This is a genomic window from Streptomyces synnematoformans (assembly GCF_039531005.1).
Lineage (GTDB): Bacteria > Actinomycetota > Actinomycetes > Streptomycetales > Streptomycetaceae > Streptomyces > Streptomyces synnematoformans.
In genome coordinates this window covers 16,606-39,801 of record NZ_BAAAPF010000010.1, presented here as the reverse complement: position 1 = coordinate 39,801, position 23,196 = coordinate 16,606, and the positions used below count along the sequence as shown (strand labels likewise).

The window sequence follows — 23,196 nt, the reverse complement described above, 5'->3', positions numbered from 1 at the left end:
AATGGGTTACAGCGGGTCTGGGAAGCGACGCTGAACCCGGTACGTCGAGGGCGCCGCCCCGGTTGGAGGACCGGGGCTTTTTGGCGCCCTTCGGCTTTTTCAGACAATCAGCCGGTCATGGGAAGTTTCTCCCCTTCCTGCGGCCCGAAGGCGTCGTCGGCCCATACGGGGCGGCCGTTCTCGTCGAGCTGGTCACGCATGATCAGCTCCGCGATGTACTTGCCCATCGAGACGCCGGACGCTCTGGCGTTGGCGTACACCCTGGCGTGGACCTCGGGCGGGACAAGCGGCGCCAGGCGCACGAGGCTCTTGGACTTCGGATCGGCGGCGGGCGGCACGTACTCTCGCTCGCGCACATCCCGACTTCCGTAACGTCTAGGCATGCAGGCGATCATGCCATGAGAGCTTTACATGTACGGACGCAACGGGCGGATGTGTCTCGGTTTTTTTCTGGGGCGGGGGGCTTCTTCTGGTGCATTTCCGGGGGCGCCTGACGGGTGATTAGGGGCAACTCGGGACGTACAGGGGCGCATTGAGCCCTCCGTTCCTTGACGGAGGGCCGAATGGCGAAGCGGCAGCTTCACCCGATCGGGGGACCGCCCCGCCCTCTCATGACCGGCTGCCACGGTCGGGGTGGTCCGGGGTTGGGGTCGACGTTCTACGCTGGCGGGTACATCCCTGTCGAGGGGGGCTCGAATGCCTGACGAGAGCGTCGAGATGACGATTGACGGCGAGCAGTTGCGCGACTGCCGCGAGCGCCAGGGCATGACCCGCGCGGTCCTCGGCGGCCTGGTGGCGCGAAGCGAGGACTGGGTCAAGAAGGTCGAGCGGGGCGACAGGACCGTGCGGTCGCTGTCGATGATTGTCCGGCTCGCCCGCACCCTCGGCTGCCAGGACGTCAACGATCTGACGCGCGGTGAGGTGTCGGTGCCGATCGTGGGCGGCGGCAAGGTGACGCACCCAGGCGTCGCCGGGCTGCGCGCGGCGATCCACGCACCGCTGTTCACCGCGGCCGGGGCGCCGGAGGACGTCGGGGAACTCGCTGGCCGGGTGCGGCAGGCGTGGGACGTCTGGCACCGCGCCCGTGACCAGCGCACCGCCGTCGCCGCGGTGCTGCCGGGGCTCATCGCGGCGGGGCACGCCACGGTTCGGGCCGCGGACGCCGGGGAGCGGCGGCGGGCCTCGGTGATCCTGTCGGAGGCGTACGCGCTCGCGCAGCAGTACGCCGCGCACGTCGTGGAGCCGGAGCTGTACTGGGTGATCGTGGATCGGGCGCGGATGGCTGCCGAGCAGGCAGACGACCCGGTCGCGCTCGCCTCGGCGGCCTGGATCGTCGGCAACGGCCTGCGGGTGGTCGGCTACACCGACGAGGCGCTGCGGATGGTCGCGGATGCTGCCGACACCCTCCGCCCGCAGCTGGAGGGCGGCACGCCCCGGCTGCAGGGCATGTTCGGGTCGTTGTGTCTGCACGCCGCGGTGACGGCCGCGCAGGACGGCAAGGACGGCGACGCCTGGCGGTGGCACGGGGAGGCGGACCGGACCGCGGGCGCGCTCGGATCCGCCTACGCGCACCCGTGGACGATGTTCGGCACCGGCAACGTGGCCGTCCACGCGGTCACCATCGGCGCGGACCTGCGCACCCCGGGCATCGCCCTGCAGCAGCTGGCGGACACCGACCCGGGCTCGATCCCTTCGGTCGAACGCCGCTCGCGGCTGTTTTTGGATGCGGCCAAGGCTGAGCACGTCCGCAAGGAGAAGGCCAGCGCCCTGCAGTACCTGCGCTTGGCGTACGAGACGTCACCCGAAGCCGTGCGGTATGTGCCCTCGGGCCGGGCCCTGGCAGAGGACCTGAACCGCACGGTGACCGGGGCGCTCTCCCACTCGGCCCGCCAGCTCGCGGAGGACGTCGGCGTCGCAGCCTGATCTGCGGCTCACCGGTACGAGTGACAGCAACGGGGACAGTTCGTCCCCCTCGACAAGGGGGGACGAACTGTCCCCTGACTGTGTGTCAGCCCTGCGTACGGTCGGGTACGCCGCCGGTGCGGTACGCCGATGCCGATGCGTGCGCGACTCCAGCGGCGGCCCCCTCTTGGACGGACTGCATGATGGAGGCGACCCCGATGGGGACGACCAAGGAACTAGCCGGGCTGACCCAGTGGGAGCTGGACGGACTGCGCGCCGGAGAAGCAGCCGCCGGCGGCCTCCGTGAGGCCCTCGCTCGCGTCGGCGTCACGGTCCCGTCGCTGGCGGGCGGCTTCCCGGTCCAGGGCAACGGAAGAGTCCACCTGGGCATCTGCAACGCGGGCGTCGCGACGAAGCTGGCGGAAGTCCTCAACGCCGCGGCCGACGCGCTTCCCGAACTGCGGGCGCGCACGTGAACACCGGCGACGCAGCCCCGGAACCCTGCCGGCGGCTTCCGGTGCCCCGGCAGCGGCAACGCCCGGGGCGGGAGCCGTTCAACCAGCGGGCGGCGCTCGCGGGCCTCGGGGAGGCGCCGGATTGGCGCGGCTACCCGCTCCCACGGAAGCTGGGGAGGAGGGGAGAGCATGAACGCTGACCAGCCGCCGTCCCCGGGCGACCTGCTCGTCGACCGCAGGACCGGCCGGCCCGGCCGCGTGGTCTGTGTGCTCGACGAGTACGCCCGGCTCCGCCCGCTACGCACTGGCGCGCGCCCCTGGATTGCGCCGCTCTCCGCTGTCCGGCGCGCGACCGACGACGAGCAGCGTGCGGTCGTACGGCACGCGGGCCGCGTCCTCACCTGGCGGGGAGTGGCGGTCCGATGACCGCCAGCGCGCCTCGGACCTGCATGGAGGACCCGGTTCACCTGCCCGGCGGGTGGCCCCTTGACGACCCCGCTCCGGCTCCTGGTTGCGAACATTGCGCCGAGCTGGCCGCGGATCGTGCGGCAGCCCGTGCGGCCGGGGATCTGTCCGCCGTCAGCGACGCCAACGTCCTCATCCGCAGACACCCCGCCCACTGAACCCCCGCCCCTGGCCCCGGTCGCTCATACCGCCAGGGGCGGGCCCCGGCCAGCCGACCGCACATCGGACCCGGCCGGGGAAGGCTTCACCCGCCACAACCTGCCGGGCCCGGTGGGTGGAGCCCTGAAGCGTCCGCCGCCAGCCCGGCGGGCGGTCCCCATCGGCCCCGGCCGCGCCGATCCCCTGAGAGTGCGGCCGGGGCTCTCGGATGTTCTCTCGCTCGGTCTCTGCCAGCGCGACGACCTCGCCGCGCTCCCGGCGAGCGGTTTGACGACAGGACGGACTCCAACCTCCTCAAAAGCGCATGCGAAAACCTACCTCCTGGTTGACGCATGCGGAAACTAATGGAATGGTTGGCGCATGCGGAAATGGTCCGCGTGAAGGAGGTACGGCCCATGGGGCAGCGCGTCAACGTCTACACCTACCCGACCGAGTACGACGAGGAAGGCCCCAAGCTCGCTGGCTGGTTCCGCCTCGACTCCGCCACCCTGTACAAGGAGGTCACGGTGGACGGGGAGAGGTCCGCCAACCCCCTTCCCGATCACAGCCACCAGACGCTTTACCGCACCGCCCAGGGCTGTTGGGTCATGTGCACCTGGTCCCAGTACAGCGACATCGAGACCCGCTACGAGTTCGTCGACGACGAGACCGCGAAGGACTGGCTGCTGCGCAACGACGAGGACGACGCGGTCCAGCAGTGGTTCGGAGAGCTGGAAGAGGAGTCCGGGCCGAACCTCGGGGGACGCCCCGCGATCGGCGCGAAGTGGGAGGTGCGCCTGGACGCGGAGACCCAGCGACGGGTCACCGAGTACGCCGCAGGGCGGCCGCGGGCGGACGTGCTGCGGGAACTGATCGACGCCGGGCTGCACGCCCTGGAGCCCGCCTGACCGGCAGCGCAATCCTCCACCCGGGAAGGGACGACCATGCGCGACTACAGCCGGCTCACCCGCGACGAGCAGGCAGACCTCAAGGACGCCGTGGAACAGCTACGCGCCGCCGGCATCCTCACCAGCGTCTCCCAGGTGGCCAAGGCCGAGGACGACGTACGGGCCTGGGCCGCCGGCCGCCTGACCGGCGCCCGCCTGAGCAGCCGGTACGGCTGGGACGCCGACCACCTCAAGCCCGAGTACTGGCGCGACGAGAAGCGCGGACTGACGGTCCTGCTGCGCGAGGAGCAGTGGCGGGCGGCATCCGGCGCCGCCGCCGAACGGACCCGCAGCGGTGAGCCCACCCGGCTCGGCTTCCTGCACAAGCAACCCGACGGCACCACCGACGTGAAGCACCTGCCGGTGGTCACCGTCCACCGCCGCACCCGCACGCCGGTGGAACAGGCCCTGTCCGGCCGCGCATGGGCCGTGCAGGACATGCCGGGCATGGTCGCGGCGGAGATCCCGGTCAACTACCGCCACCACCCCGAGTACGGCTTCCCCTGCGCATGGTGTGGCGTGGGTGCCGCGCAGCGGCTGCGGCTCGACCAGCGCGACCGCCCCGGGCTGATGTGTGACGGCTGCGTGGAACTCCACGACATGTCCACCAGCATGTGGCCGCTGGAGTTCGACTGACCCACACACACCTCCGTGCCACCGCCCGGCCTCGCCGAGCGAGGGCCGAGGTCCCGCCCGCCCTCGTTCAGCCTTCGCCGTCTGGTCGCGCAGCGGGCGTTGGCCCGGGGCAGGCGGGGCGGTGAAGGCGTAGCGGCCGAAGAAGTTGATGTGGTCGTACTGGAGCGGAGAGAAGCGCTCCGGTCAGCACTCGGCGACCTGGGTGCTTCCCCGGATGGCGGCGGCTTCGAGTTCGGCTTGTCGGGCTTGGGCTTGGTGGTAGGCGGTGCCGTCCGGGCCGGGGAGGTGGCTGCGCATGCGCAGGATGCTGCGGCCGGCTTGGGTGGCGGCAGTCAGGTCCGTGATGGTCAGCCAGACGGCGTGTGCGCGGGCGGCGGCACGGTCGGCGTCGTCGCGGTGGCCGCTGTGCCACCAGCGCTCCGCGACGTCGCGGAGCACATCGACGGCCGCGGCGAGTTCGCCGAGGGCGGCCATGAGTTCCCCGCGGAGTTCGCGGGCTTGCAGGGCGTCGGGGTGGGACGGGCCGTGTGCGTCGGAGGTCGCTTCGTCGAGCTGCGCGGCCAGGTTGACGGCGGTGGTGAGGTCGCCGGCGGCGGCGTAGCGCTGGATGACCAGCGTTGTGGGGATGGGGCCGTGCTGGGTGGCCTCGTGCTCGTCAGCGGGGCTGCATGGTGCCGGCGGGGCGGCTGGCGTACAGGGCTGCTCGACGACCTGGGCGGCGGCGGGCATTGGTGCATTTGGGGCGGGTGACGGCGGTGCGGGGGGTGCCGGGCGTTTCTTGCTGGTCTTCCTGGTGCGGCGCGGTGGTCCGGCTTCGGTGACGGTGCCGTCTGGGTGGGCATACAGCGGCCAGGCGGTGCCGTCGCTGTCGACGGCGTCGATACGTACCGGGCGGGGCGGTCGAAGAACGGTGGCGGCGTGGGTGGTGACGGCCTGGAGGGCGGCCGTGCGGGTGGGGTACGGGCCGGGGGCGATGGCGGGGCCGGTGATGGTGACGGCGCCGGTCTCGTCGGCGTCGAGCCGGTACAGCGGCCAGGCGGGGACGGTGGTCTGCTCGGTCATGTCTCCCTCACTGGATGCTGATCGCGGCGAGCCGCCATGGTGCGTCGGGGTCGGCGCGCTGCAGCTCGGCGAACACCGTGGAGTGCTGCGGCTGGCCCTTCCAGTCGTTGCGGCCGTGCGGGGTGACGGTGATGTTCCACTGCCGGTAGGCGGTGGTGGGGGTGTCGGCGGGGCGGCCGGCCTCGTCGGCGGCGGTCAGCTTGACCGTGGTGTAGGCGCGGTGCTCGGCCCAGGTGGCCCAGTCCGCGCCGGGGGCGGAGCGGGCGGCGGCGGCGCGCAACTGCCGGGCGTACTCCTCGGTGCACCATCCGGCCTCGGCGGCGCGGCGGCCGGCGTCGTTGCGGCTGGCGTCGATCGTGGTGTCGTAGGTGAACATCGCGGTCAGCGCTCCCTCGCTGACGGCGCTGGCGTCGTGTTCGTCGACGTCGTCGGGGTGGGGGATGCCGCCGTGGGGGGTGCCGTCTTCGCCCTTGGGCAGGGTCTGGGCTGGCGTGGGGTCGGCGGGTTCCTCGTACGGGCCGGCGCCGGACGGTGCCGGGCTGGCCGTCGTCGGCTCGGGCTCCGGCGCCTGGTCGTCGTCGGCGAGGGAGCAGCCGGTGAGGAGCACCGCCACGGCGAGCACCGCCGCGGCGGCGGGCGGGCGCTGGGTCATCATCCGTACCTCCGGTACTTCTGCGGCTTGCTCGCGTAGTACGGCTCGTCCAGCTCGCTGATCTTGACGGCGTCGCCCGTGCCCGGCGCGTGGATCATCTTTCCGTCGCCGGCGTAGATGCCGATGTGGTCGTACGAGCCGTCGTTGAGGATGAACCCGATCACGTCGCCCGGCCGCAGTTGGTCGCGGGAGATGGCCTTGCCTGTGGTGACCTGCTCCTGGCTGGTGCGCGGCAGGGTGATCCGGCCCTGGGATGCCTGGTAGACCACGTACTGCACCAGGCTGCTGCAGTCGAATCCCTTGGTGCCGCCGCCTTGGGCGAAGCCGTAGCCGGGGCCGCCGACGCCGCCGCCGCCCCAGCTGTAGGGCACCCCCAGTTGCTTGCGGGCGTACTGCACGACGCGGGCGCCGAACTCGTCGGCGGGCTCGGTGGCGCCGCGGCTGTAGGCGGTGATGAGCTGCTGGATACGGGCGACGTACGCCTGAGTCTCCGGGTACGGCGGGACGCCGTTGTGCTCCTCGACGGCGCCGGGGCCGGCGTTGTAGGCGGCCAGCATCAGCTCCGTGGGGTCGCCTGCGATGCCGCGGACCTTCTCGGCGAGCCAGCAGTCGTACCGCCCTTGGGACATGATCGCGTCGGGGCCGGACCGGGGATCGGCGCGGCCGTCGCCGTCCGCGTCGACGCCCCACGTTTCCCACGTGCCGGGCATGAACTGGGACAACCCGATGGCGCCGGCGGCGCTGACGGCGTCGGGGTCCCAGCCGGATTCGGCGTCTATCTGCGCGGCGATGAGTGGGGCGCTGACGGCGTCGCAGAGCTGGCCGGCGGCGTTGACCCAGTGCTCGTACTCGTCGGGGACCTTCGCGCCGTTGAGGGGGAGGTCGTCGGCTCCGGCGGCCTGCTCGGTGGATCCGGCGAGGACGGCCACGCCCATGGCCAGGCCGATGAAGGCGGCCAGGGCGGCGAGCACGGCGCGGGCGGCGCCGTTCATGTGCTTACGCCTCGGGTGGCTGTCCCTCGATCAGGGCGCGCAGCCGCGCCTTGTCGAACCGCCAGGCGGCGCCGACCTTGAAGGCGCCGGGGAGTTGGTCCTTGCTCGCCAGGGTGCGGACCGTGCGCGGGCTCGTGCGCAGAATCCCGGCCACCTCCTCGACGGTCAGCACGTCCGGGTATCCGGCGAGCAACTCGCCTGTCTCGTCGTCCCCTTGGGTCATGGGCGGGCATCCTAGCCACACGCGGCCCCCTATGGCCGCATGAGGCATCCGCGGCCAATATCGCTCCCTGTGATCGAACTCGCACGTAGGATAACGTGTACGACCGATTGCGACCACATAGCTACTGTCGGGACCAAATCGGCTACGTACGAGGGGGGGTTGATCATGTCTGGTTCTCCGGGGAATCCCTGGCTGACGTCTACGACGTCGTCGGCGCCTGCCGTGAACGACGCCGCCCCGGCGGCGCCGGTTCCGCCGGCGCCGGCTGCGCCGGTCCGGCCGCAGTACGGCGTGGTGCCCCCACCCGCGGCCGGGCTCCGTTTCGCTCATCCCGACCGTGGTGCCCGCTGGTGGTGGGTCGGCTGTCACGGCGGCGCTGGCGTCACCACGCTGCACGCCGCCGTGGGCGCGGGATCGGATGATGCCGGCCGGTACTGGCCGGTGCCCGCCTCCGCCGGCCCCCGGTACCCGGTCGTCCTCGTCGCCCGGTCGTCCGCGGCCGGTCTGCAGGCCGCGCAGACGGCGGCACGGCAGTGGGCCTCGGGGCAGGTCCCCGTGAGCCTCCTGGGCCTGGTCGTGGTCGCCGATGCACCCGGGCATCTGCCCCGCCCGCTGCGGGATCTGCAGCGGCTGGTGGCCGGCGGCGTCCCGCGCTGCTGGACGGTGCCCTGGGTGGAGCCCTGGCGGCTGGGCGAGCCGCCCGCCCACCATCTCCCCCGCGAGCTGCAGCGCGCAGCCCGCGACCTGGCCCACCTCACCGAAACGGGGTAACCCATGGCGTATCTGGACGTCGATCTGCTGCACACATTCGCTTCCGCCGTGCCCGCCGATCTTGCGCAAGCCCCCAACCCCAAAGGCGGGGAGAACCCTCCGGGCTGGGGAAAGATGGTCAAGGTGCTCAGGTGGGGCTTCCGGGGCGCCACGCTGCTCTTCGTCGGCTGCGTCGTGTGGGTGTCCGTGCTGATCGCGGCGTCGTTCCACCGCGGCGAGTCCCGTGAGCACGTGTCCGGGCTGGGAAAGGTGCTGCTGGGCTGCATCATCGCGGGCTCCTCCTCCGGCATCGTCTCCGTACTGATCTGACGGGCTCGGGAGGAGACGCGCCATGACCGCACCCGACCCTTACCAGGACGAGCCCAGCCCCAGCCCATGGACGCGACCGTGGTTCATCGCCTCGGTCGGCTTCATGGGCGTGGTCGTGCTGATGCTCGTCGTCGTCCTCGTCGCCGGCGACGGCAACGACGACGGCGGCGACCAGGCGGCCCCGTCCCCGGCCCCGTCGACGAGCGCGTCCCGGCCGGACGCCGGCGACGGGGAGGGCTGCCCGGAGCTGGAGGAGAGCGACGAGGTGCCGGACGGGCCGCCGCCGGCGAACTGGGACCTGTTCCGCACCGTGGCGCTGCCCGTCTCGAAGGAGGCGGGCCCGGCGGTCATCGACGGCGACGTTGCCCGGTGCTACGCCCATTCCCCGACCGGGGCGCTGATGGCCGCCGTGCAGATCGGCACCCGCTACACCCTGGCCGAGGACTGGCAGACCGTCATGGAGGAACAGACCTACGGCGACGCGAAAGACCAGCTGATCGAGGCCCGGTCGGAGCTGGAGGCCACGGCGCCGCCGCCGGCGCCGGCGCCGGGTGAGCTGGGCCAGATCGCCGCGTTCGACATCACCACCTACAGCCCGGACACCGCGGTCGTGCAGTTGGTTACGCGGTTCGTCGACGGCTCGCTGCAGGCGTCGACCGCAACTTTGCGCTGGATGGACGGGGACTGGCGGTACGAGGTCTCCGAGACGTCCGCGCCGCAGAAGACGGTGCTGTCAACGACCGGTTTCACCGAGTGGGGCGGCGTCTGAGATGGGTTGGTGCGGCTTCTGGGACAAGTTGCCCGGCCCGAACGCGCCGGGCTGCAAGGCCGTGGAGGAGGGCGCGGACGCGGTCGGCGACGCCGTGGCCGGCGCCTGGGAGCGGATCGTGCAGGACCTGGCCGAAGCGGCGTCGGCGGTCGTGCGGGAGATCGCGACCGGCTGGCTGGCGATCGACAGCCCCACGCTCGATCAGGAGAGCGGGCCGGTGGGGTTCATTCACGGCTCCACCATCGCGCTGACCAGCTACGTCGCCGTCGCGTGCCTGATCATCGCGTCGGTCCGGCTCGCCTGGGAGCGCCGGGCCGAACCCGCCCGGCAGGCGCTCGCCGGTGTGCTGCGGCTGGTGGCCGCCTCCGCGGCCGGCGTCGCCGTCATCAACCTCCTCACGGCCGCCGGCGACGACTTCTCTCGGTGGATCGTCAACAGGAGTACGGGCTGCGGCGGCTACGCCGCGAACGAGGAATGCGTCGACGCCTTCGGTGAAAGACTGCTGCTGGTGACCGCGTTCGCGGCCGTCGACCGCCCGCTGACCGGGCTGATCTTCGTCATGGCCCTGCTGCTCATCGTGGCGTCGATCGTCCAGATCGCGTTCATGCTGGCTCGCAACGCCCTGCTGATCGTCCTCGCGGGCACGCTGCCGCTGACCGCCGCGGCGAGCACGACGGAGGCGGGCAGGGCCTGGTTCAACAAGAGCGTCGGGTGGCTGCTGGCGTTCGTGCTGTACAAGCCGACCGCGGCGATCATCTACGCCGCCGGATTCGCCTCCATCGGCAAGTCCGAGTCGGGCGAGTTCATGACGCAGGTCTCCGGCCTGATGCTGCTGCTCCTGGCCGCGCTGACGCTGCCCGCACTGATGCGGATCGCGGTTCCGGTGGTCTCGGCTGTAGGCGGCTGGTCGGCGGCCGGAGCCATTCAGGGCACCGGCCGGGCTGTCGCGCAGGGCGCCATGGCGATCAAGACCGGCGGCGGGTCGGCCGCGGCGCGACCCCCCGCCGGCGCTGCCAGGACCGGCGGCCGGCCCGGTGCCGGGGGCGCCTCCGGCACCGCCGGCGGCAGGCCGGGCGGGCGGCCCGGTGGCGGCGGGCCCGGAGGGGGCCGGCCTGATGCCGGCGGAGGCACTCGGACCGGCGGGACGGGCACCGGCAACGGGCAGGGCCCTGCCGGCGGGCGCAGCCGCCCCGTTCCCGCGCAGCCGCAGTCCGGGGCTCCGGCAGGCGGCGGCCCCCGCGGCGCCGAGGGCCAGCCCTCGGGCGCCCCCTCCCGGGGCACGACGGACACCGGCGGGCCGCCGAGCGGCGGCCGGCGGCGCAGCGACGAGGGAGGCCCGCATGGCAGCCGGTGAGGCCACGCCGCGGCAGCAGCGCACATACGGCAACTGGCGGCGCCCGGAGCGCGCCGGGATCGGCCGGCTGAGCCTGGGCGCGACGCTGCTGCTCCTCGGCGGCCTGATCGTGGTGCTGCTGGGGATGCTCATCTCGGTGCTGCTGGCGCTGGCGCTGGCGCTGGTCCTCGCCGTCGTGCTGGCACCGCTGGCGATCCGCGACCGGCATGGGCGCTCTCTGCTGACGCGGCTCGTCGCCCGGCTGGCCTGGCGCCGGCAGGTCTCCAGCGGCGCCTACCTGTACCGCTCCGGGCCGCTGGGCCGCACCGATCACGGCACCTGCCGGCTGCCGGGGGTCGCCGCGTCCTCGACTCTCACGGAGCATCAGGACGCCTACGGCCTGCCGTTCGCGATGCTCGCCTACCCCCACAGCAACCACTACGTCGTCGTCCTCTCCTGCGACACGGACGGCGCGGGCCTGGTCGACCAGGACCAGGTCGACATCTGGGTCGCGCACTGGGGGGCGTGGCTGCGGGACCTGGCCACGGAGCCGGGCCTGGTGGGCGCCACGGTGACGGTGGAGGCGGCGCCGGACTCCGGGGTGCGCCTCCACCGTGAGGTGCGCAGCAACACCGCGTCCGGCGCGCCGGCGCTGGCCAAGGAGATGCTGGAGGAAGTGCTGGCCGACTACCCGGCGGGCTCCGCGCAGATCACCACCCGGATCGCGCTGACGTACTCCGGCGCGGCACGGGCCGGCCACGAACGGCGCGGCCCGGAGGAGATGGCCGTACAACTGGGCAACCGGCTTCCCGGCCTCGTCGGCGGCCTGGCGATGACCGGCGCCGGCGCGGCCCGCGCCATGACCGCCGCGCAGCTGGCCGAGGCCGTCCGGATCGCCTACGACCCGGCGGTCGCCACGCTCGTGGAAGAAGCGCAGGGCCAGGGCGGCAGCGGCTTGACGTGGGACCAGGCCGGCCCCATCTCCACGCAAGAGACCTGGGAGCACTACCGGCACGACACCGCGCTATCGACGACGTGGGTGATGTCTGAAGCCCCCCGCGGGGAGGTGCTGTCCTCAGTGCTGACCGGGCTCCTCGCACCGTCCGAGGACGTCGCACGCAAGCGCGTCACGCTGGCCTACCGACCGCACGACCCGGCCGCCGCCGCCCGGCTCGTCGAGCGGGACCGCAAAGACGCGCTGTTCCGCGCCGGGGAGTCCCGCATCGGCCGGGCCCGTGACGACGCCTCCGTACTGGCCGCCAAGCAGACCGCGGAGGAAGAGGCCCGCGGCGCCGGCGTGACGCGGTTCGCGCTCTACGTCACCGCGACCGTCGCCGCCCCGGCGCACCTGCCGCGGGCGGAGGCGGCGATCGACAACCTGTCGGCGCCGGCGCGGATCGCGCTGCGGCGGATGAGCGGCTCACAGGCGTCGGCGTTCGCCGCGTGCCTGCCCATCGGCCTGGTGATCCCGCTGCACCTGACGATCCCGACCGCGTTCAAGGACAACCTGTAGGGGGCGGCATGGGGAAGGCGAAGAACACCGGCCCGCGGCCGCGGCTGCGCCGGCCGGGGCTGCGCGGCTGGGCCGGCCCCGGCGGCGGCGCCTGGCACTACCTCGACGCGCCGCCGGAATGGCGCGGCACCACCGTCCAAGTCTGCGGCCTATGGCCGTACGGCGCGGGCTCCGGCACCCCCATGATCGGCGTACCGCTGGGCCGCGACCTCAGCTCGGGCGCAACCGTCTGCTGCGACCCCATCTCGTGGTTCCAGCGCGCCCACCTGATCAGCAACCCGTCGCTGTTCGTCCTCGGCCAGCCCGGACTGGGCAAGTCGACCGTCATCCGCCGGATGGCCCTCGGCCTCGCCGGATACGGCGTACACCCGATGGTCTTCGGGGACCTCAAGCCGGACTACGTCGACCTCGTACGGGCCATGGGCGGCCAGGTCATCACCCTGGGCCGGGGCCGCGGCTACCTCAACGTCCTCGACCCCGGCGAAAGCCGCGCGGCGGCCGAGCGGCTGACCGGAGAAGCCCGGCGGGCGCTGGTGGCCGACGCCCGCGGGCGCCGGCTGCACATGGTCTCGGCCCTGATCACCATCCTGCGCCGGGAGCCGCCAAGCGACCGAGAGGAGACCATCCTTGCTGCGGCACTGCGGGTGCTAGACGAGCGCCACGACGGCACACCGGTCCTCGGCGACCTGGTGGAGGTGCTCAAAGCTGCGCCTGACACCGTCCGGGCGGTCGCTCTCGACCGGGGCGACATCCACCGATACCAAAAGATCACCGAAGAACTGGAGGGCTCGCTGACCGGCCTGCTGGGCGAGGGTCGGCTGGGCGAGACTTTCGCCCAGCCGACATCGGAGCCCATGCGGCTCGACCGCCCCGTCTGCTTCGACGTCTCCTCTATCGATGACTCGGAAGAGCTGCTGCAGGCCGCGGCTCTCCTCAGCTGCTGGTCGTACGGGTTCGGCGCCGTCGCCGCGGCGCAGGCCCTGGCCGACGCCGGCCTGGAGCCGCAACAGCACTTCTTCCTCGTCCTCGACGAGTTGTGGAGGGTCCTGCGCGCCGGCCGCGGGCTGGTCGACCGCGTCGACGCACTCACCCGCCTGAACCGACAGCGCGGCGTGGGCATGGCCATGGTCACCCACACCATGAAGGACCTGGAGAGCCTGCCCACCGAGGAAGACAGGATGAAAGCAAGGGGGTTCGTCGAGCGCGCCGGAATGGTGATCACCGGCGGACTACCGAAGGAAGAGATGCCCCGACTGACACGGGTCGTCGACCTGTCCGCCATCGAACAGCGGATCGTCACGGAGTGGTCCACCCCACCCGGCTGGGACACCACCGCCGCCGCCGAAGCCGCACCGCCCGGCCGCGGAAACTTCCTGATCAAAGTCGGCGGCCGGCCAGGGATCCCCCTCCATGTAGACCTCACCCGCTCGGAGCTGGACGTCAACGACACAAACCGGCTCTGGACTCGACAGCCAGCCGCCCGCTGATGGACAGGTTGGTGAAGCTGCGCCCCGCTGACTGAGTCAGAAGCGGGGCGCAGCCCGCCGTGCTTCGGCGCCCTCGGGCATCAGGACAGCGGTGGCGGCCCGGACGCCACCAGCTCGCCCCGGGCGCTCCCCGGGCCGCGGTAGCCGACGACCCGGGGGCCGGGTGGAGGCGGCCGGCCACCGTGACGCCAGCTGCGCGAGTCCGTCGTCGCCGGGGCCGAGCACCGCCCAACGTGCCGTCGAGCCCGGTCCCCGTTGCTCCCCGGCGCGTACGGGCCTGGGCCACGGCGGGACGGCCCGCGCTGGGGAGTGACGGGGTGGCTTTGTTCACGAGTTCCGACAGCAGATGTTCATGACTTCCGGAGTCACCTGCTGGCCGGACGAGTCGATGTTCACGAGAACGGGAGGCACCAACCCGCAGTCGGCAACGGAGCGCTGGCGGCTGCGGCCCTCGCCCGTAGCCAGCGCTTTTGCCCCGGACCCAGGACGGACGGGAGACGGCATCCCGTCGGTTGCCGCCGAGCTGCCTCCCGTTCTCGTGAACATCTGGCGGGGGCACCGCCTCCCAAACTGGTGGAGAAACGCTGCTCTGCCACGTGAACAGAGCCAGACGGGGCAAGCGGGGTCCAGGGGCCGGCGAAGGCCCCTGGTACCACGCGGCCTCCATGAGTCTGTGACCTGACCCCGTACGGCGTCGAGGACGCCTACGCGCGGTGGCCGTAGAGTACGAGCAGGCGCCCGCAGCCAGCTCCAATGGCTGCGGGCGCCCTTCGCGTACGGGGTTCTCAGACGACCTGCGTGCCGCCGCGGGCGCGGACCAGCTCGTCGAAGCGGCGGAGGATGTCGGCGTGGTCGAACGCGAGTCGCGGCAGGTCGTCCATCGGCCACCACAGGGCCACCCGGGCGTCGTCCCCTGCCACGATGGGCGTGCCGGTGGGGACGGTGGCGTGGTAGGCGACGGTGACGTACCGGCCGCGGGGGTCGCGGTCGGGCCGGTCGAAGACTCCGATCTCCCGCAGGGCGTCGTCCTCGGCGACGACACCGGTCTCTTCCTCCAGCTCGCGCCGGGCGCCGCGTCGGCTGGTCTCTCCGGGGTCGACGTGACCACCGGGGAGGGCCCAGTGCCCTTCGTAGGGGTCCCACTCCCGCTCGATCAGCAGGACCTGGCGGTCCGGGGTGGTGACGACGATGTCGGCGGTGTAGTGGATGGTCTCGGGGGTCTCGGTCATCGGTTGGTGCCCTCCAGGGTCGGGTTGGTGCGGTGGATGTGCGCGGTGAGCGCGTTCAGCAGCGCGGTGTGGGCGACGCGGGTCCGCTCGCGGCCGGCGGCCAGGGCCGCCTCGACGTCGTCGCTGAACCGCCGGGTCTGCACGTCGGCGTCGCCGAGTTCGATGTCACTCAGCTCGATAGCAGACCACGCCGCCTCCTCCGCGGCGGCGGTCAGCGCGGGGTCGGCGGTGGCGCGGGCGAGGCGATTCCGGGCCTTGGTGACCTCGGTGCGGGTGCGGTAGCGGGTGACACGGGCGGCTTTGGTGTCGGCCTCGCCGCGGCGGCAGTCGGACACCCACAGCCAGTACTGCTCGCGGAAGTCGAGGACGGCGTCGAGGACGGCGCCGCCGGCGTCGGCGACGCGCTGGCGCTGCTCGGCGGCGCGGGTCCGGCGGTCTGTCAGGATCTGGGTGCCGCTGGCGAGCGCGACGCCGGCGAGGGTGCCCAGGACGGCGAACAGGGTGCTCCACATGTTGGTCTCCTTTCTCGTGCTGGTCAGAGCAGGGCGGTCAGGACGGTGGCTGCGGCGAGGCTGCCTACGCCGACGAGAACGGAGTCGACGGCGGTCCGGAGTCGGCGGAACTTGCGGCGGGCGGCGGCCTGCAGGACCTCGACCTCGTCGGTGCCGGTCCCGGCGTCGAGGCGGGCCTGCAGCTCGGCGCGGGCCAGGCGGTGCCACATCGGCCAGCCGGTGCCGTCGAGGCTGGGCCGGACTGTGAGGAGCAGCAGCACGGTCGCGACGGCCAGGGCGGTGATGCCGGCGGCGCCGGTGGCCACGGCCGCGGCGGGCAGGTCGAGCTGCGGCGCGGCGGATCCGGTGCCGGCGAGCGCGGCCCCGGTCAGAGCGAGTAAGAGCGACGCCTTGCTGTCCGCGCGGGCCAGTTCGGTGCGGAGCATGGCGGCGGCGTCGGCCGCGCCCTGCGTCGCGTGGCGTACGGGCTCGGTGGTGGTCACGGGGGCCTCCTACCGCTCGATGGACGACGCGGTGACGACGGTGCCGTCGTCGAGCAGTACGGATCCGTGCGCGACGTGATCGTGCTTGCGCTCGTGGCGGTACTGCAGGGGGCCGGTGGCGTCGAGAAGCGCGGTGAGGGGCTCGTCCAGGTCTCCTTCGGGAGCGAGGACGACGTGCACGCACGGGGTGCCGGTCTCGTCGTAGAGGTGGACGCTTTCAGCCCACTGGGTCCAGTCCTGCAGGACCCATGGGATCAGGGCGCGGATACGGGAGGCCAGGTCGGCGGCCGTGCGGGTGCACGGGTGCTCGATGAGCGGGGTGTCGGCGTAGAGGTGGCTGGCGTGGACCGGGGTGCCGTTCCAGGTCCCGGACACGGTGGCGCGGCCCATGACCTCGGTGCGGGTGTGGGCGATCGGGGCGGCCAGCGCGGCACCGATCCGGTCCAGCGGGCCGACCTCGTCGGTGTAGGGAAGTCCGGTCTTCACGAGCAGGCGGACGCCCTCGGCCTGGAAGGGGTGGAGGCCGGCGCGTAATCCGGCGGTGTCGCCGAGCTGCTCCAGGAGGCCGGCGGCGGTACGGAGCAGCGCGGGCAGGCTGTGCAGGCGCGGCTTCATCGATGGCTCGGTGGTGGTCACGGGGGTTACTTCTCCTTCTCGTCGTCGAATGCGTCGGTGATCAGGTCCGGCCAGCCGGTGTGGCCGCGGAACTCCAAGCGGTGGCGCAGCATCGCGGCGGCCTGGTCCCGGGGGACCTGCAGCGCGAAGTCCTCCATGGCGCGGGCGACGACGTCGCCGACGCTGACGCGCAGCGGGATGGAGATGTGCAGGTCGGTGACCGGCTCGGCGAGCTGGGCGCGCACCGCGGTGGAGATGGCGTGGTCGGCGGCGGCCTGCAGCTGCTTGCGGTAGTGCTCGTTCGCCCGGCGCTGCCGACGTTCCTGTTCCAGCCGGAGCAGGCGCGGGGCCAGCAGCGCGGCGAGCACGGCGAGGGCGAGGGCAGTGCCTACGAACCAGGCCACGGGCTACTCCGCCTCGACGTCGGCGGCGCGCTCGGGCGGGGGGATGACGACGCGGCCGTCGTCGATGGCGGGGCGGTCCCGCGGCACGTAGACGGGCTGCGGGTCGTGTCCGTCCTCGGGCTCGTAGATCTCGGTCTTGGTCATCAGGCCGGTCAGCTCGTTGACGACGGTGCGGTGGTGCTGCCAGCCGTCGTGGTCGAAGAACATGCCGATCGGCTCGCGGCAGGTGGCACACAGCGCGTCGTCGGGGTGGATCAGCTCGTAGTACAGATCCTCGGCGTCGCTCAGCGCGGCGCCCGGGGCCTCGAAGCGGCCGTCGAGGGATTCGAGCAGCTCGGCGACGGTGCCCATGTGGCGGTCGCTGACGGCGGCGAGGGCCTGGCCGACGACGGCGAGCAGGCCGGCGGTCTCGGCCGTCACGCCGGCCAGGTGGGCGTGCAGGGCCTCCAGCGCGGTGCGCGTCCACCGGAGTTCCTCCGGCGAGGGCTCCGCCCCGCCGCTGGCGGCGTCGAGGCCGAAGCGTCCGCCCGGCGCGGACAGCGGCGGCCTGAGCGGGCGCCCTTCGGAATCGACGGCGGCCCGCGCCTGGTGGCGGGTGCCGCGCTCGGCGACGGGCAGCGGGACGACGGCCGCGACGCGCTCGCCGTTGCGGGTCACGTAGGTGATGACGCTGTCGTCCTTGGCGCGGTCGACGACGCTGGCGATCTCGTCGCGGACCTTGCGGATCGGGGACTCGTACTCAACTCCGGTCATGTACCAATGGTACATTATGACGTGTACCAAGGGTACGCATTCGCGGGAACTGGCCGGGGAAATCTGCCGGTTGCCCGGCGGCGGCCCGCGTCACGTCGGCGACGGTGACGCTGCCGGGTCCGCCCGCCGCTGCTGGTGACGCCGTCTCATCCGGTCCCCTTCGGCGGCGGTACGGTACGGAGAAGGCCCGGAGGCAGCTCCAATGCCTCCGGGCCTTCTTGCTGTCGAGCGCTTGGCGCTCAGCGGCTCGCCGGCGTCGTGCTCTCGTCCGCGCTGGCCGGGTCGTTGCCCCAGATGACCCGGAGTCGCCAGGCTTTGAATCGCGCGATCAGTCGGCGGATCACGCCTGGCTCCCGGCGGGGAGGGTCTCCCGGGCCAGGCTCGTGCGCCGCTCGTGGGTGCGGTCCAGCTTCTCGCGCATCGCCTGGGCGGTGTCCTCGGCGTCGGGCGGGATCTCCGGGAGGGCGGGGGCCCCCTCTTCGGCGAGGATGCGCTGCTCGTACACGTCCAGCTCCGCGTCCGTCTGGAACCAGCCCATCTCGGCCGCCGGCCGGACGCGGTCGCGCCAGGCGTCGATGGCGGCGCGGGCCTCGTCCACTGCCACGACGTAGGCGTGGTGCGCGGCCATCCAGTGCGCTGCGGTGCTCAGTTCCTCCCAGCGCTTCTCGACCAGGTGCAGGGCGCGGTCGCGCGCGCGGCGTGCCTGCTCCATGTCGTCGAGCAGCGGACGCAGCCGGTTGTACCGGTGGACGGCGCAGTAGATCGAGTAGGAGCGTGCCGAGGCTGCGGCGACGTCGTCGCCGGTCCGCTCGGGGTGCTGCCGCTCGAAGGCCAGCAGGTGCTGGCGGACGTCTTCAGGGCTCGTGCCGTCGATGCCTTCGACGGCGATGGCAGTGGTCAAGTTGTTTCCCTTCTTCGGTCGGTGGTCGGGATCGATCCCCGCGGAGCGGAGATCGGCGTAGACGGTGGGCCTGCTGACGCGGGCGGCCTCGGCGAGGGCGGAGACGGTGGTCTCGCCCGCATCCCAGGCCGCAGCGATCAGCTCGGCGCGGCGGCCGGGAGCGGACCAGGTCCGCAGGGCCGCCATCGCGTCGTCTCGTGTCGTGCTCACCTCTTCATAATCATGTCAAACCATTTTACATGGCAAGTCATTTGACATTGGTCGGCTGGAATTCGCCGTCCTCCGTTCCGCCGTCGTCCCGCTGCAGAATGCGGTCGCCGCGCTCCGGGACGATGGTGATCTGCTGCCCGTTGTCCAGGCGGACGGTGAACACCGCCCACTGCGGCCCGTCGCCGGTTCGCATGAGCGCGGATCGGACCACTTTGCCGGTCAGCTCCAGGCGCACTGGGGTGCCCGGCTGGGCCAACTCTCGGGCCAGTGCGTGCTGCTCGGTGGCTGCGGCCAGCCGCCGCGCTACCGGAGCCGGAGCGGTCGTCCGAACCCGGCGCGGGCGCAGCGGCGGCACCGGGTCCGGGCAGCGGCAGGTACGCGGCGCCTCGGGCACGGCTCTGATGACCTTGCTGCAGCGCCCGCACGGCCACACCAGATCGATGCTCTCGGTCACGACCTCATCGCCTTCCGATCAGAACCAGTGGGGCAGGACATGTGCTCTGCCTCGCTCACGGCGTCGTAGTGCTGGGTGCGCCTGGTCTGCTGCTCGGCGGCCCGGCGCTGGCGCCGGCGTCTCATCGGCTGCTCCTCTTGGTCTGGGGAGCGTGCGTCTGCAGGACGGACTGGAGCGTGTGCAGCACGTTGTCGCGGGTCCTGCGGTTGGAGGACAGGATCTCCTCGCACTCGTCGGCCCACTGGGGTACGGGTCCGGCGCGCAGCAGCTCGACCGGTCGGCGGTCGTCGGGGTGGGCGAGCCAGGTGCGCAGCGTGGCCGCGTCGGCGCCGTCGAGGGCGGCGGCGAGCAGGTAGCGGGACAGGATCCGGTGGCTCATGCTCTGCCAGAAGTCGGTGTTCGGCGCGTAGTCCTGCAGCAGGGAGGTCGCCGTCGCCTGGGCCGTGTCCGGGTCCGAGCAGGCGGCGATGTCCAGCACGTAGGACATGCGCTCCGCCGCGATCACGGCGTCGAGGTGTTTGCGGACGCTGGCGGCGTCGACCCCGTCGAGGCGCTCGGCGAGCAGCGCGGCCACGGCGGGCTTGGAGCCTCGGCGCTCGGTGTCGGTGAGGGCGAGGTAGGCGGCGCGCACCTGCTGGCGGGTCCCGTCGTCCGCCGGCAAGCCCTCGGGGGCACGGCCCCCGGCGATGTCCTGCGCGATGCTGCGCTGGGTGGCCGCTCGGCGGCGGTGCTCCGGGGCGACGGGTTCCTCGACGACGGCGAGGCGCTCGTAGACGTCGGCGCGGGCGAGGTGCTTGGCGGCCCACACCTCCCGCTTCTCCTCGGCGGCCGGGGTGCCGGTGGCGTCGAACGCCGCGGTGTACGCGACGTCGATCTCCCTGCGCAGCTCCTCCGCCCGGTCGTGCAGCTGGCGGGCCTCGGCGCGCCGGGCGTCCCCCTCGGCGCGGGCGGCCTCATCGTCCAGGGAGGGCAGCAGGGCGCTGACGGCCCGCCGTTCTCCGACCCGGTCCTCGTACCACTCGTCCAGGTACCGGGCGTGGGTGGCGGGGTCGGCCGGGCCGCGGCCGATGCCGGTGCGCCGGCGCTCCATGAGGACCCACGCGCCCACCGTGGTGGTCCACCGTTCGTGGGCGGCCTGCCGGGAGCTGCCCGCGGCGTCGCCGATGTCGGTCCAGCTGGCGCCGCGCTCGCGTTCGGCGACGGCGGCCCGGTCGACCAACTGCGCGGCAAGATCCTGGAGGGACAGGGCCCTGCGCAGCAGGCTGCCGGGGTCGTCGTCGCCGAACGCGACGTCGTACAGGGCGGTGTCGGAGATCTCGCGCAGGGTCTGTGTGAGGGCGAGCATCGCCTCGTCGGCCGGGGCGAGGGCCGGGGGCCGCTCACGCTCGGCGGGTGTGTTCGCTTCAGTCATAGAGTCAAGGTATCCCTGACAGCCCATTACGTCAGGGGAGCCTTGACGACTGGCCGGATGGTGCCGGTCTTAGGCCGGAAAGGAACGCACAGGATAATGACGGTTATCCTGTAGACTGCTGCGAACCATCGACCCTGCTCGGACAAGGGGATGCCGTGCCCGCCTTCCAGCGCCTGACCCGTGCCGACCTCGACCGGCTCACCCGTGCCGAGCTGCAGGACCGGATCGAGAAGGAGAGCGCCTACTGGGACCGCAAGTGCCGGCGCGGGCTGAGCGAGACCGATGCCGCCGCGCACCGGGAGTTCGGCGAGATCCTGCACGCCGCTATCGACCCCGGTGCCTCGCTCGCCCACGTCCGGGAGTACCTGGAGACCGGCCGGGACAACGGCTACTGGGACCAGCGGCCGGGGCAGCGGTAGTGACCGCCGTCGTGCCGGCGGCCGGGGAGCTGGCGCGAGGCGCGGCGGATCCGCGGGCGCTCTGGCCGGAGCACGCGCAGAAGCTCTCCGCGCACCTGGCCGGCATCTACGGCGAGGACGACGCGCTGCCGGTACTCGCCGGCGGCTGGATCGCCAGCCAGCGCTCGACGAACACGCAGAAGGCGTACGCCCGCGGCTTCAAGGTGTTCGAGGAGTTCGCCCGGGAGCACGGCGCGCACCCGCTGGCCGTGCGGACGGGCCTCGCTGATGCCTTCCGGCTGCATCTGGAGAGCGCCCCGACCTGGCGGCGAGTCAAGGGCGGCCAACTGGAGCGCACTGGGGAGCCGTACTCCGACAACTCCCGCGCCGCGGTGCTCTCCGCGGCCAGCTCGTTCTTCGACTACCTCGACAAGGTCGGCGACGAGGCGGTGAAGAACCCCTTCGACGCGGTCGCGCGCCCGGTGCTCGACCCGGACTTCTCGCCCACCCCCGGCTACACCGAGCAGGAGTGGGCCGCCCTGGTCGCGGTCGCCCGGGACCACCACCGGGCGGCGGCGTACCGCAAGCGCGCGTACGCGCTGCTGCTGGTCCTCTACACCTGCTGCCTGCGCATTGACTCCCTGCTGAACGCGCGGGTCGAGGACCTCGGCCAGGACAAGGGGCACCGCGTGCTGCGGGTGCGAACCAAGGGCGGCGGCCGGCGGGCCAAGGCGATTCCGCCGGTGGCCTGGGACGCGCTGAGCGACTACCTCGACGGCCGCACGGAGGGCTGGCTGTTCTGCACCGCCAGCGGCAACCGGCTCGACGAACCGGCCGTGTGGCGGCTGCTGCAGTCCCTGGCCCGCCGCGCCGGGCTGCCGCTGCGCGGCCCGCACGGCGTCAAGGGCGACGCCGTCACCCACGCCCTGGCCCGCCCGGACGCCCGCCCGGACCGGGTGCAGCGCTGGGCCGAACACGCCAGCGCCCGCACCACCCAGCGCTACAACCGGCGCAAAGAGCTGCTCGACGACAGCCCCGGCTACGCCCTCGGCGCGGACCTCGCCGGCGCCCTGCAGCACGGGCAGCCCCAGCGCGGGCGCGCGTAGGACGGTCCAGAAAGTCCAGCCGCCGGCGGGCACGGGCATGTGCGCCGTACGCGACAATCGGCGTGTGCCGGAGTACCCGTCGATCGCCGCGCTGGACCGCCTCCTGGACGACCTCGTCGTCGGCGAGGCGCGGCGTCGGCAGCTCGGCATGGTCCGCGGCGAGCTGCTGCGGGCTCTGGGTCAGGACGCGCTGCCCGCCTCGACCAGGCGCAGCCTGCGGCAGTTGCTGGCGGAAGAGGTCCTCAGCTCGTACCTCCGCCTCGCGGAGTCCGGCGCGCTGCGCGCCCGTCTGGTCGGCGGGCAGCGTCCCCCGACGTCGGAGGCGACGAACGAGATCCGCCGGCAGTGTGTGGACGTGCTGCGCGACGCGGTCGGGCTGCCCGCGCTGCTGCTCGGTGGCGGGGCGCTGCCGCTGCAGCCGACCCCGGCCTTCGGCGACTTGGCGGCCCTGCGTCGGCAGCTCGACCGTGACCTCGCCGGGCACATGCCGCCTGGCCGGATACGGCTGACCGCCGTCCTCGGCCTAGTCCTCGACGCGGCCCCGCGGTCCGGGGAGCTGGCCGCGCTGCGCCTGGCCGACGTCACCCCGGGCACCACCGCGGTGTACGTCGAACGCCGGCCGCAGCGCGGCGGCGGCGATCCGGACGGCGCGGGCGGCTGCGTCGAGCTGTCGCCGCTGACCCGGGCCGCGCTCGACCGCTGGCTGCCGGTCCGTGCGGAGCTGGTCGACCGAGCCCATGGCACGTCGCGGTTGTGGGTCTCGCTGTGGCACAACCACGACGGCCACGCGGGCGAGGAGGGCGCGACGCTCAACCGTCCCCCCGGGATGCCGCTGGAGGAGAACGGGCTGGTCACCTCCTACCGCCGGGGCCGGGCCCAGTACGGGCTCGCCGGCCTGCTGCCGCCGAAGCTGGAGCAGCTGCGCCGGGCCGTCCTCGACGCGACGCCGCCCCGCGCTGTCGAACCGGCCGAACCCACCCTTCCCCCCTGGCAGGCGCTTTGACCTGCTCTTTCAGGAGCGGCGCCGCCGCAGGGCTTGTTATAAGCCGCTCGGCGGCTTGCGGGCT

Annotated in this window: 29 protein-coding genes; 14 read left to right on the top strand and 15 right to left on the bottom strand. The window is 72.9% G+C overall.

The window, feature by feature from the left end; translation table 11 throughout:
* Nucleotides 1-107 precede the first annotated feature (107 nt).
* A complete protein-coding gene (locus ABD317_RS04305) occupies nucleotides 108-356 on the bottom strand; it encodes a hypothetical protein (RefSeq protein ID WP_344287982.1) in 249 nt (82 codons plus the stop codon).
* Nucleotides 357-696: 340 nt separating this feature from the next.
* Between ABD317_RS04305 and ABD317_RS04300 the strand changes: the two genes are divergently transcribed.
* The 5 genes from ABD317_RS04300 to ABD317_RS04280 all read left to right on the top strand — a co-directional run bounded on the left by ABD317_RS04300 (nucleotide 697) and on the right by ABD317_RS04280 (nucleotide 4,543).
* Nucleotides 697-1,923 carry a helix-turn-helix domain-containing protein gene (locus ABD317_RS04300; protein WP_344287981.1) on the top strand — a complete coding sequence of 409 codons (1,227 nt, stop codon included), beginning with the start codon at nucleotides 697-699 and terminating at the stop codon, nucleotides 1,921-1,923.
* Nucleotides 1,924-2,120: 197 nt separating this feature from the next.
* A complete protein-coding gene (locus ABD317_RS04295) occupies nucleotides 2,121-2,378 on the top strand; it encodes a hypothetical protein (protein WP_344287980.1) in 258 nt (85 codons plus the stop codon).
* Nucleotides 2,379-2,546: 168 nt separating this feature from the next.
* The gene (locus tag ABD317_RS04290; RefSeq protein WP_344287979.1) at nucleotides 2,547-2,783 is read left to right on the top strand and encodes a hypothetical protein; all 237 of its coding nucleotides are present in this window, start codon (nucleotides 2,547-2,549) and stop codon (nucleotides 2,781-2,783) included.
* Nucleotides 2,784-3,376: 593 nt separating this feature from the next.
* Nucleotides 3,377-3,868: a hypothetical protein gene (locus ABD317_RS04285; protein WP_344287978.1), complete on the top strand. Its 492-nt coding sequence runs from the start codon at nucleotides 3,377-3,379 to the stop codon at nucleotides 3,866-3,868.
* 36 nt (nucleotides 3,869-3,904) lie between these two features.
* Nucleotides 3,905-4,543, top strand: coding sequence for a hypothetical protein (locus ABD317_RS04280; RefSeq protein WP_344287977.1), 639 nt, complete (start codon nucleotides 3,905-3,907; stop codon nucleotides 4,541-4,543).
* 183 nt (nucleotides 4,544-4,726) lie between these two features.
* Here the strand turns inward: ABD317_RS04280 and ABD317_RS04275 are convergent, their stop codons facing one another.
* Genes ABD317_RS04275 through ABD317_RS04260 form a run of 4 tightly spaced genes read right to left on the bottom strand, consistent with a single transcriptional unit; the run spans nucleotide 4,727 to nucleotide 7,472 of the window.
* Complete coding sequence (locus ABD317_RS04275; RefSeq protein WP_344287976.1) at nucleotides 4,727-5,605, bottom strand: hypothetical protein; 879 nt, start codon at nucleotides 5,603-5,605, stop codon at nucleotides 4,727-4,729.
* Nucleotides 5,606-5,612: 7 nt separating this feature from the next.
* Nucleotides 5,613-6,260 (bottom strand): hypothetical protein, encoded by a 648-nt coding sequence (locus ABD317_RS04270; RefSeq protein ID WP_344287974.1) that lies wholly within the window; start codon nucleotides 6,258-6,260, stop codon nucleotides 5,613-5,615.
* Nucleotides 6,257-7,249 carry a C40 family peptidase gene (locus ABD317_RS04265; RefSeq protein ID WP_344287972.1) on the bottom strand — a complete coding sequence of 331 codons (993 nt, stop codon included), beginning with the start codon at nucleotides 7,247-7,249 and terminating at the stop codon, nucleotides 6,257-6,259. The genes ABD317_RS04270 and ABD317_RS04265 overlap by 4 nt, the downstream gene beginning before the upstream one ends.
* 4 nt (nucleotides 7,250-7,253) lie before the next feature.
* The gene (locus tag ABD317_RS04260; protein WP_344287970.1) at nucleotides 7,254-7,472 is read right to left on the bottom strand and encodes a helix-turn-helix domain-containing protein; all 219 of its coding nucleotides are present in this window, start codon (nucleotides 7,470-7,472) and stop codon (nucleotides 7,254-7,256) included.
* Nucleotides 7,473-7,511: 39 nt separating this feature from the next.
* On the opposite strand from ABD317_RS04260, the gene ABD317_RS04255 reads away from it, so the two are divergent.
* From ABD317_RS04255 to ABD317_RS04230, 6 genes are read left to right on the top strand one after another with little or no spacing between them, the layout of a single operon-like run.
* Nucleotides 7,512-8,243 (top strand): DUF6668 family protein, encoded by a 732-nt coding sequence (locus ABD317_RS04255; RefSeq protein WP_344287968.1) that lies wholly within the window; start codon nucleotides 7,512-7,514, stop codon nucleotides 8,241-8,243.
* 3 nt (nucleotides 8,244-8,246) lie between these two features.
* Entirely contained in the window at nucleotides 8,247-8,552 is a 306-nt protein-coding gene (locus ABD317_RS04250; protein WP_344287966.1) for a hypothetical protein, read from the top strand.
* Nucleotides 8,553-8,574: 22 nt separating this feature from the next.
* Nucleotides 8,575-9,321 (top strand): DUF8175 domain-containg protein, encoded by a 747-nt coding sequence (locus ABD317_RS04245; protein WP_344287964.1) that lies wholly within the window; start codon nucleotides 8,575-8,577, stop codon nucleotides 9,319-9,321.
* Between the two features lies 1 nt (nucleotide 9,322).
* Nucleotides 9,323-10,675: a TrbL/VirB6 family protein gene (locus tag ABD317_RS04240; protein ID WP_344287962.1), complete on the top strand. Its 1,353-nt coding sequence runs from the start codon at nucleotides 9,323-9,325 to the stop codon at nucleotides 10,673-10,675.
* Entirely contained in the window at nucleotides 10,662-12,167 is a 1,506-nt protein-coding gene (locus ABD317_RS04235; protein WP_344287960.1) for an SCO6880 family protein, read from the top strand. The genes ABD317_RS04240 and ABD317_RS04235 overlap by 14 nt, the downstream gene beginning before the upstream one ends.
* An 8-nt stretch (nucleotides 12,168-12,175) precedes the next feature.
* Nucleotides 12,176-13,654: an ATP/GTP-binding protein gene (locus tag ABD317_RS04230; RefSeq protein ID WP_344287958.1), complete on the top strand. Its 1,479-nt coding sequence runs from the start codon at nucleotides 12,176-12,178 to the stop codon at nucleotides 13,652-13,654.
* 785 nt (nucleotides 13,655-14,439) lie between these two features.
* On the opposite strand, the gene ABD317_RS04225 is transcribed toward ABD317_RS04230, so the two are convergent.
* The 10 genes from ABD317_RS04225 to ABD317_RS04180 form a co-directional block, all read right to left on the bottom strand.
* Nucleotides 14,440-14,883 (bottom strand): NUDIX domain-containing protein, encoded by a 444-nt coding sequence (locus tag ABD317_RS04225; RefSeq protein ID WP_344287957.1) that lies wholly within the window; start codon nucleotides 14,881-14,883, stop codon nucleotides 14,440-14,442.
* A complete protein-coding gene (locus ABD317_RS04220) occupies nucleotides 14,880-15,395 on the bottom strand; it encodes a hypothetical protein (RefSeq protein WP_344287956.1) in 516 nt (171 codons plus the stop codon). The genes ABD317_RS04225 and ABD317_RS04220 overlap by 4 nt, the downstream gene beginning before the upstream one ends.
* A 23-nt stretch (nucleotides 15,396-15,418) precedes the next feature.
* Nucleotides 15,419-15,877 carry a Pycsar system effector family protein gene (locus ABD317_RS04215; protein WP_344287955.1) on the bottom strand — a complete coding sequence of 153 codons (459 nt, stop codon included), beginning with the start codon at nucleotides 15,875-15,877 and terminating at the stop codon, nucleotides 15,419-15,421.
* A 9-nt stretch (nucleotides 15,878-15,886) separates the two neighbouring features.
* Nucleotides 15,887-16,513, bottom strand: a complete 627-nt coding sequence (locus ABD317_RS04210) for a hypothetical protein (RefSeq protein ID WP_344287953.1) — start codon at nucleotides 16,511-16,513, stop codon at nucleotides 15,887-15,889.
* 5 nt (nucleotides 16,514-16,518) lie between these two features.
* Complete coding sequence (locus ABD317_RS04205) at nucleotides 16,519-16,896, bottom strand: hypothetical protein (protein ID WP_344287951.1); 378 nt, start codon at nucleotides 16,894-16,896, stop codon at nucleotides 16,519-16,521.
* Nucleotides 16,897-16,899: 3 nt separating this feature from the next.
* On the bottom strand, nucleotides 16,900-17,649 hold the full coding sequence (locus ABD317_RS04200) for a hypothetical protein (RefSeq protein WP_344287949.1): 750 nt from the start codon (nucleotides 17,647-17,649) through the stop codon (nucleotides 16,900-16,902).
* Between the two features lie 340 nt (nucleotides 17,650-17,989).
* Nucleotides 17,990-18,760, bottom strand: a complete 771-nt coding sequence (locus ABD317_RS04195) for a hypothetical protein (protein WP_344287947.1) — start codon at nucleotides 18,758-18,760, stop codon at nucleotides 17,990-17,992.
* A gap of 37 nt (nucleotides 18,761-18,797) precedes the next feature.
* Nucleotides 18,798-19,214 (bottom strand): hypothetical protein, encoded by a 417-nt coding sequence (locus ABD317_RS04190; protein WP_344287945.1) that lies wholly within the window; start codon nucleotides 19,212-19,214, stop codon nucleotides 18,798-18,800.
* Entirely contained in the window at nucleotides 19,211-19,339 is a 129-nt protein-coding gene (locus tag ABD317_RS04185; protein WP_344287943.1) for a hypothetical protein, read from the bottom strand. Before ABD317_RS04185 ends, ABD317_RS04190 begins: the two co-directional genes overlap by 4 nt.
* Nucleotides 19,336-20,625 carry a hypothetical protein gene (locus ABD317_RS04180; protein WP_344287941.1) on the bottom strand — a complete coding sequence of 430 codons (1,290 nt, stop codon included), beginning with the start codon at nucleotides 20,623-20,625 and terminating at the stop codon, nucleotides 19,336-19,338. The genes ABD317_RS04185 and ABD317_RS04180 overlap by 4 nt, the downstream gene beginning before the upstream one ends.
* Nucleotides 20,626-20,780: 155 nt before the next feature.
* Here ABD317_RS04180 and ABD317_RS04175 point away from each other — a divergent pair, with 155 nt between their 5' ends.
* The 3 genes from ABD317_RS04175 (at nucleotide 20,781) to ABD317_RS04165 (ending at nucleotide 23,132) form a co-directional block, all read left to right on the top strand.
* Nucleotides 20,781-21,044: a hypothetical protein gene (locus ABD317_RS04175; RefSeq protein WP_344287939.1), complete on the top strand. Its 264-nt coding sequence runs from the start codon at nucleotides 20,781-20,783 to the stop codon at nucleotides 21,042-21,044.
* Complete coding sequence (locus ABD317_RS04170) at nucleotides 21,044-22,129, top strand: tyrosine-type recombinase/integrase (RefSeq protein WP_344287937.1); 1,086 nt, start codon at nucleotides 21,044-21,046, stop codon at nucleotides 22,127-22,129. Before ABD317_RS04175 ends, ABD317_RS04170 begins: the two co-directional genes overlap by 1 nt.
* Nucleotides 22,130-22,193: 64 nt before the next feature.
* Nucleotides 22,194-23,132, top strand: a complete 939-nt coding sequence (locus ABD317_RS04165; RefSeq protein WP_344287935.1) for a hypothetical protein — start codon at nucleotides 22,194-22,196, stop codon at nucleotides 23,130-23,132.
* Nucleotides 23,133-23,196 lie beyond the last annotated feature (64 nt).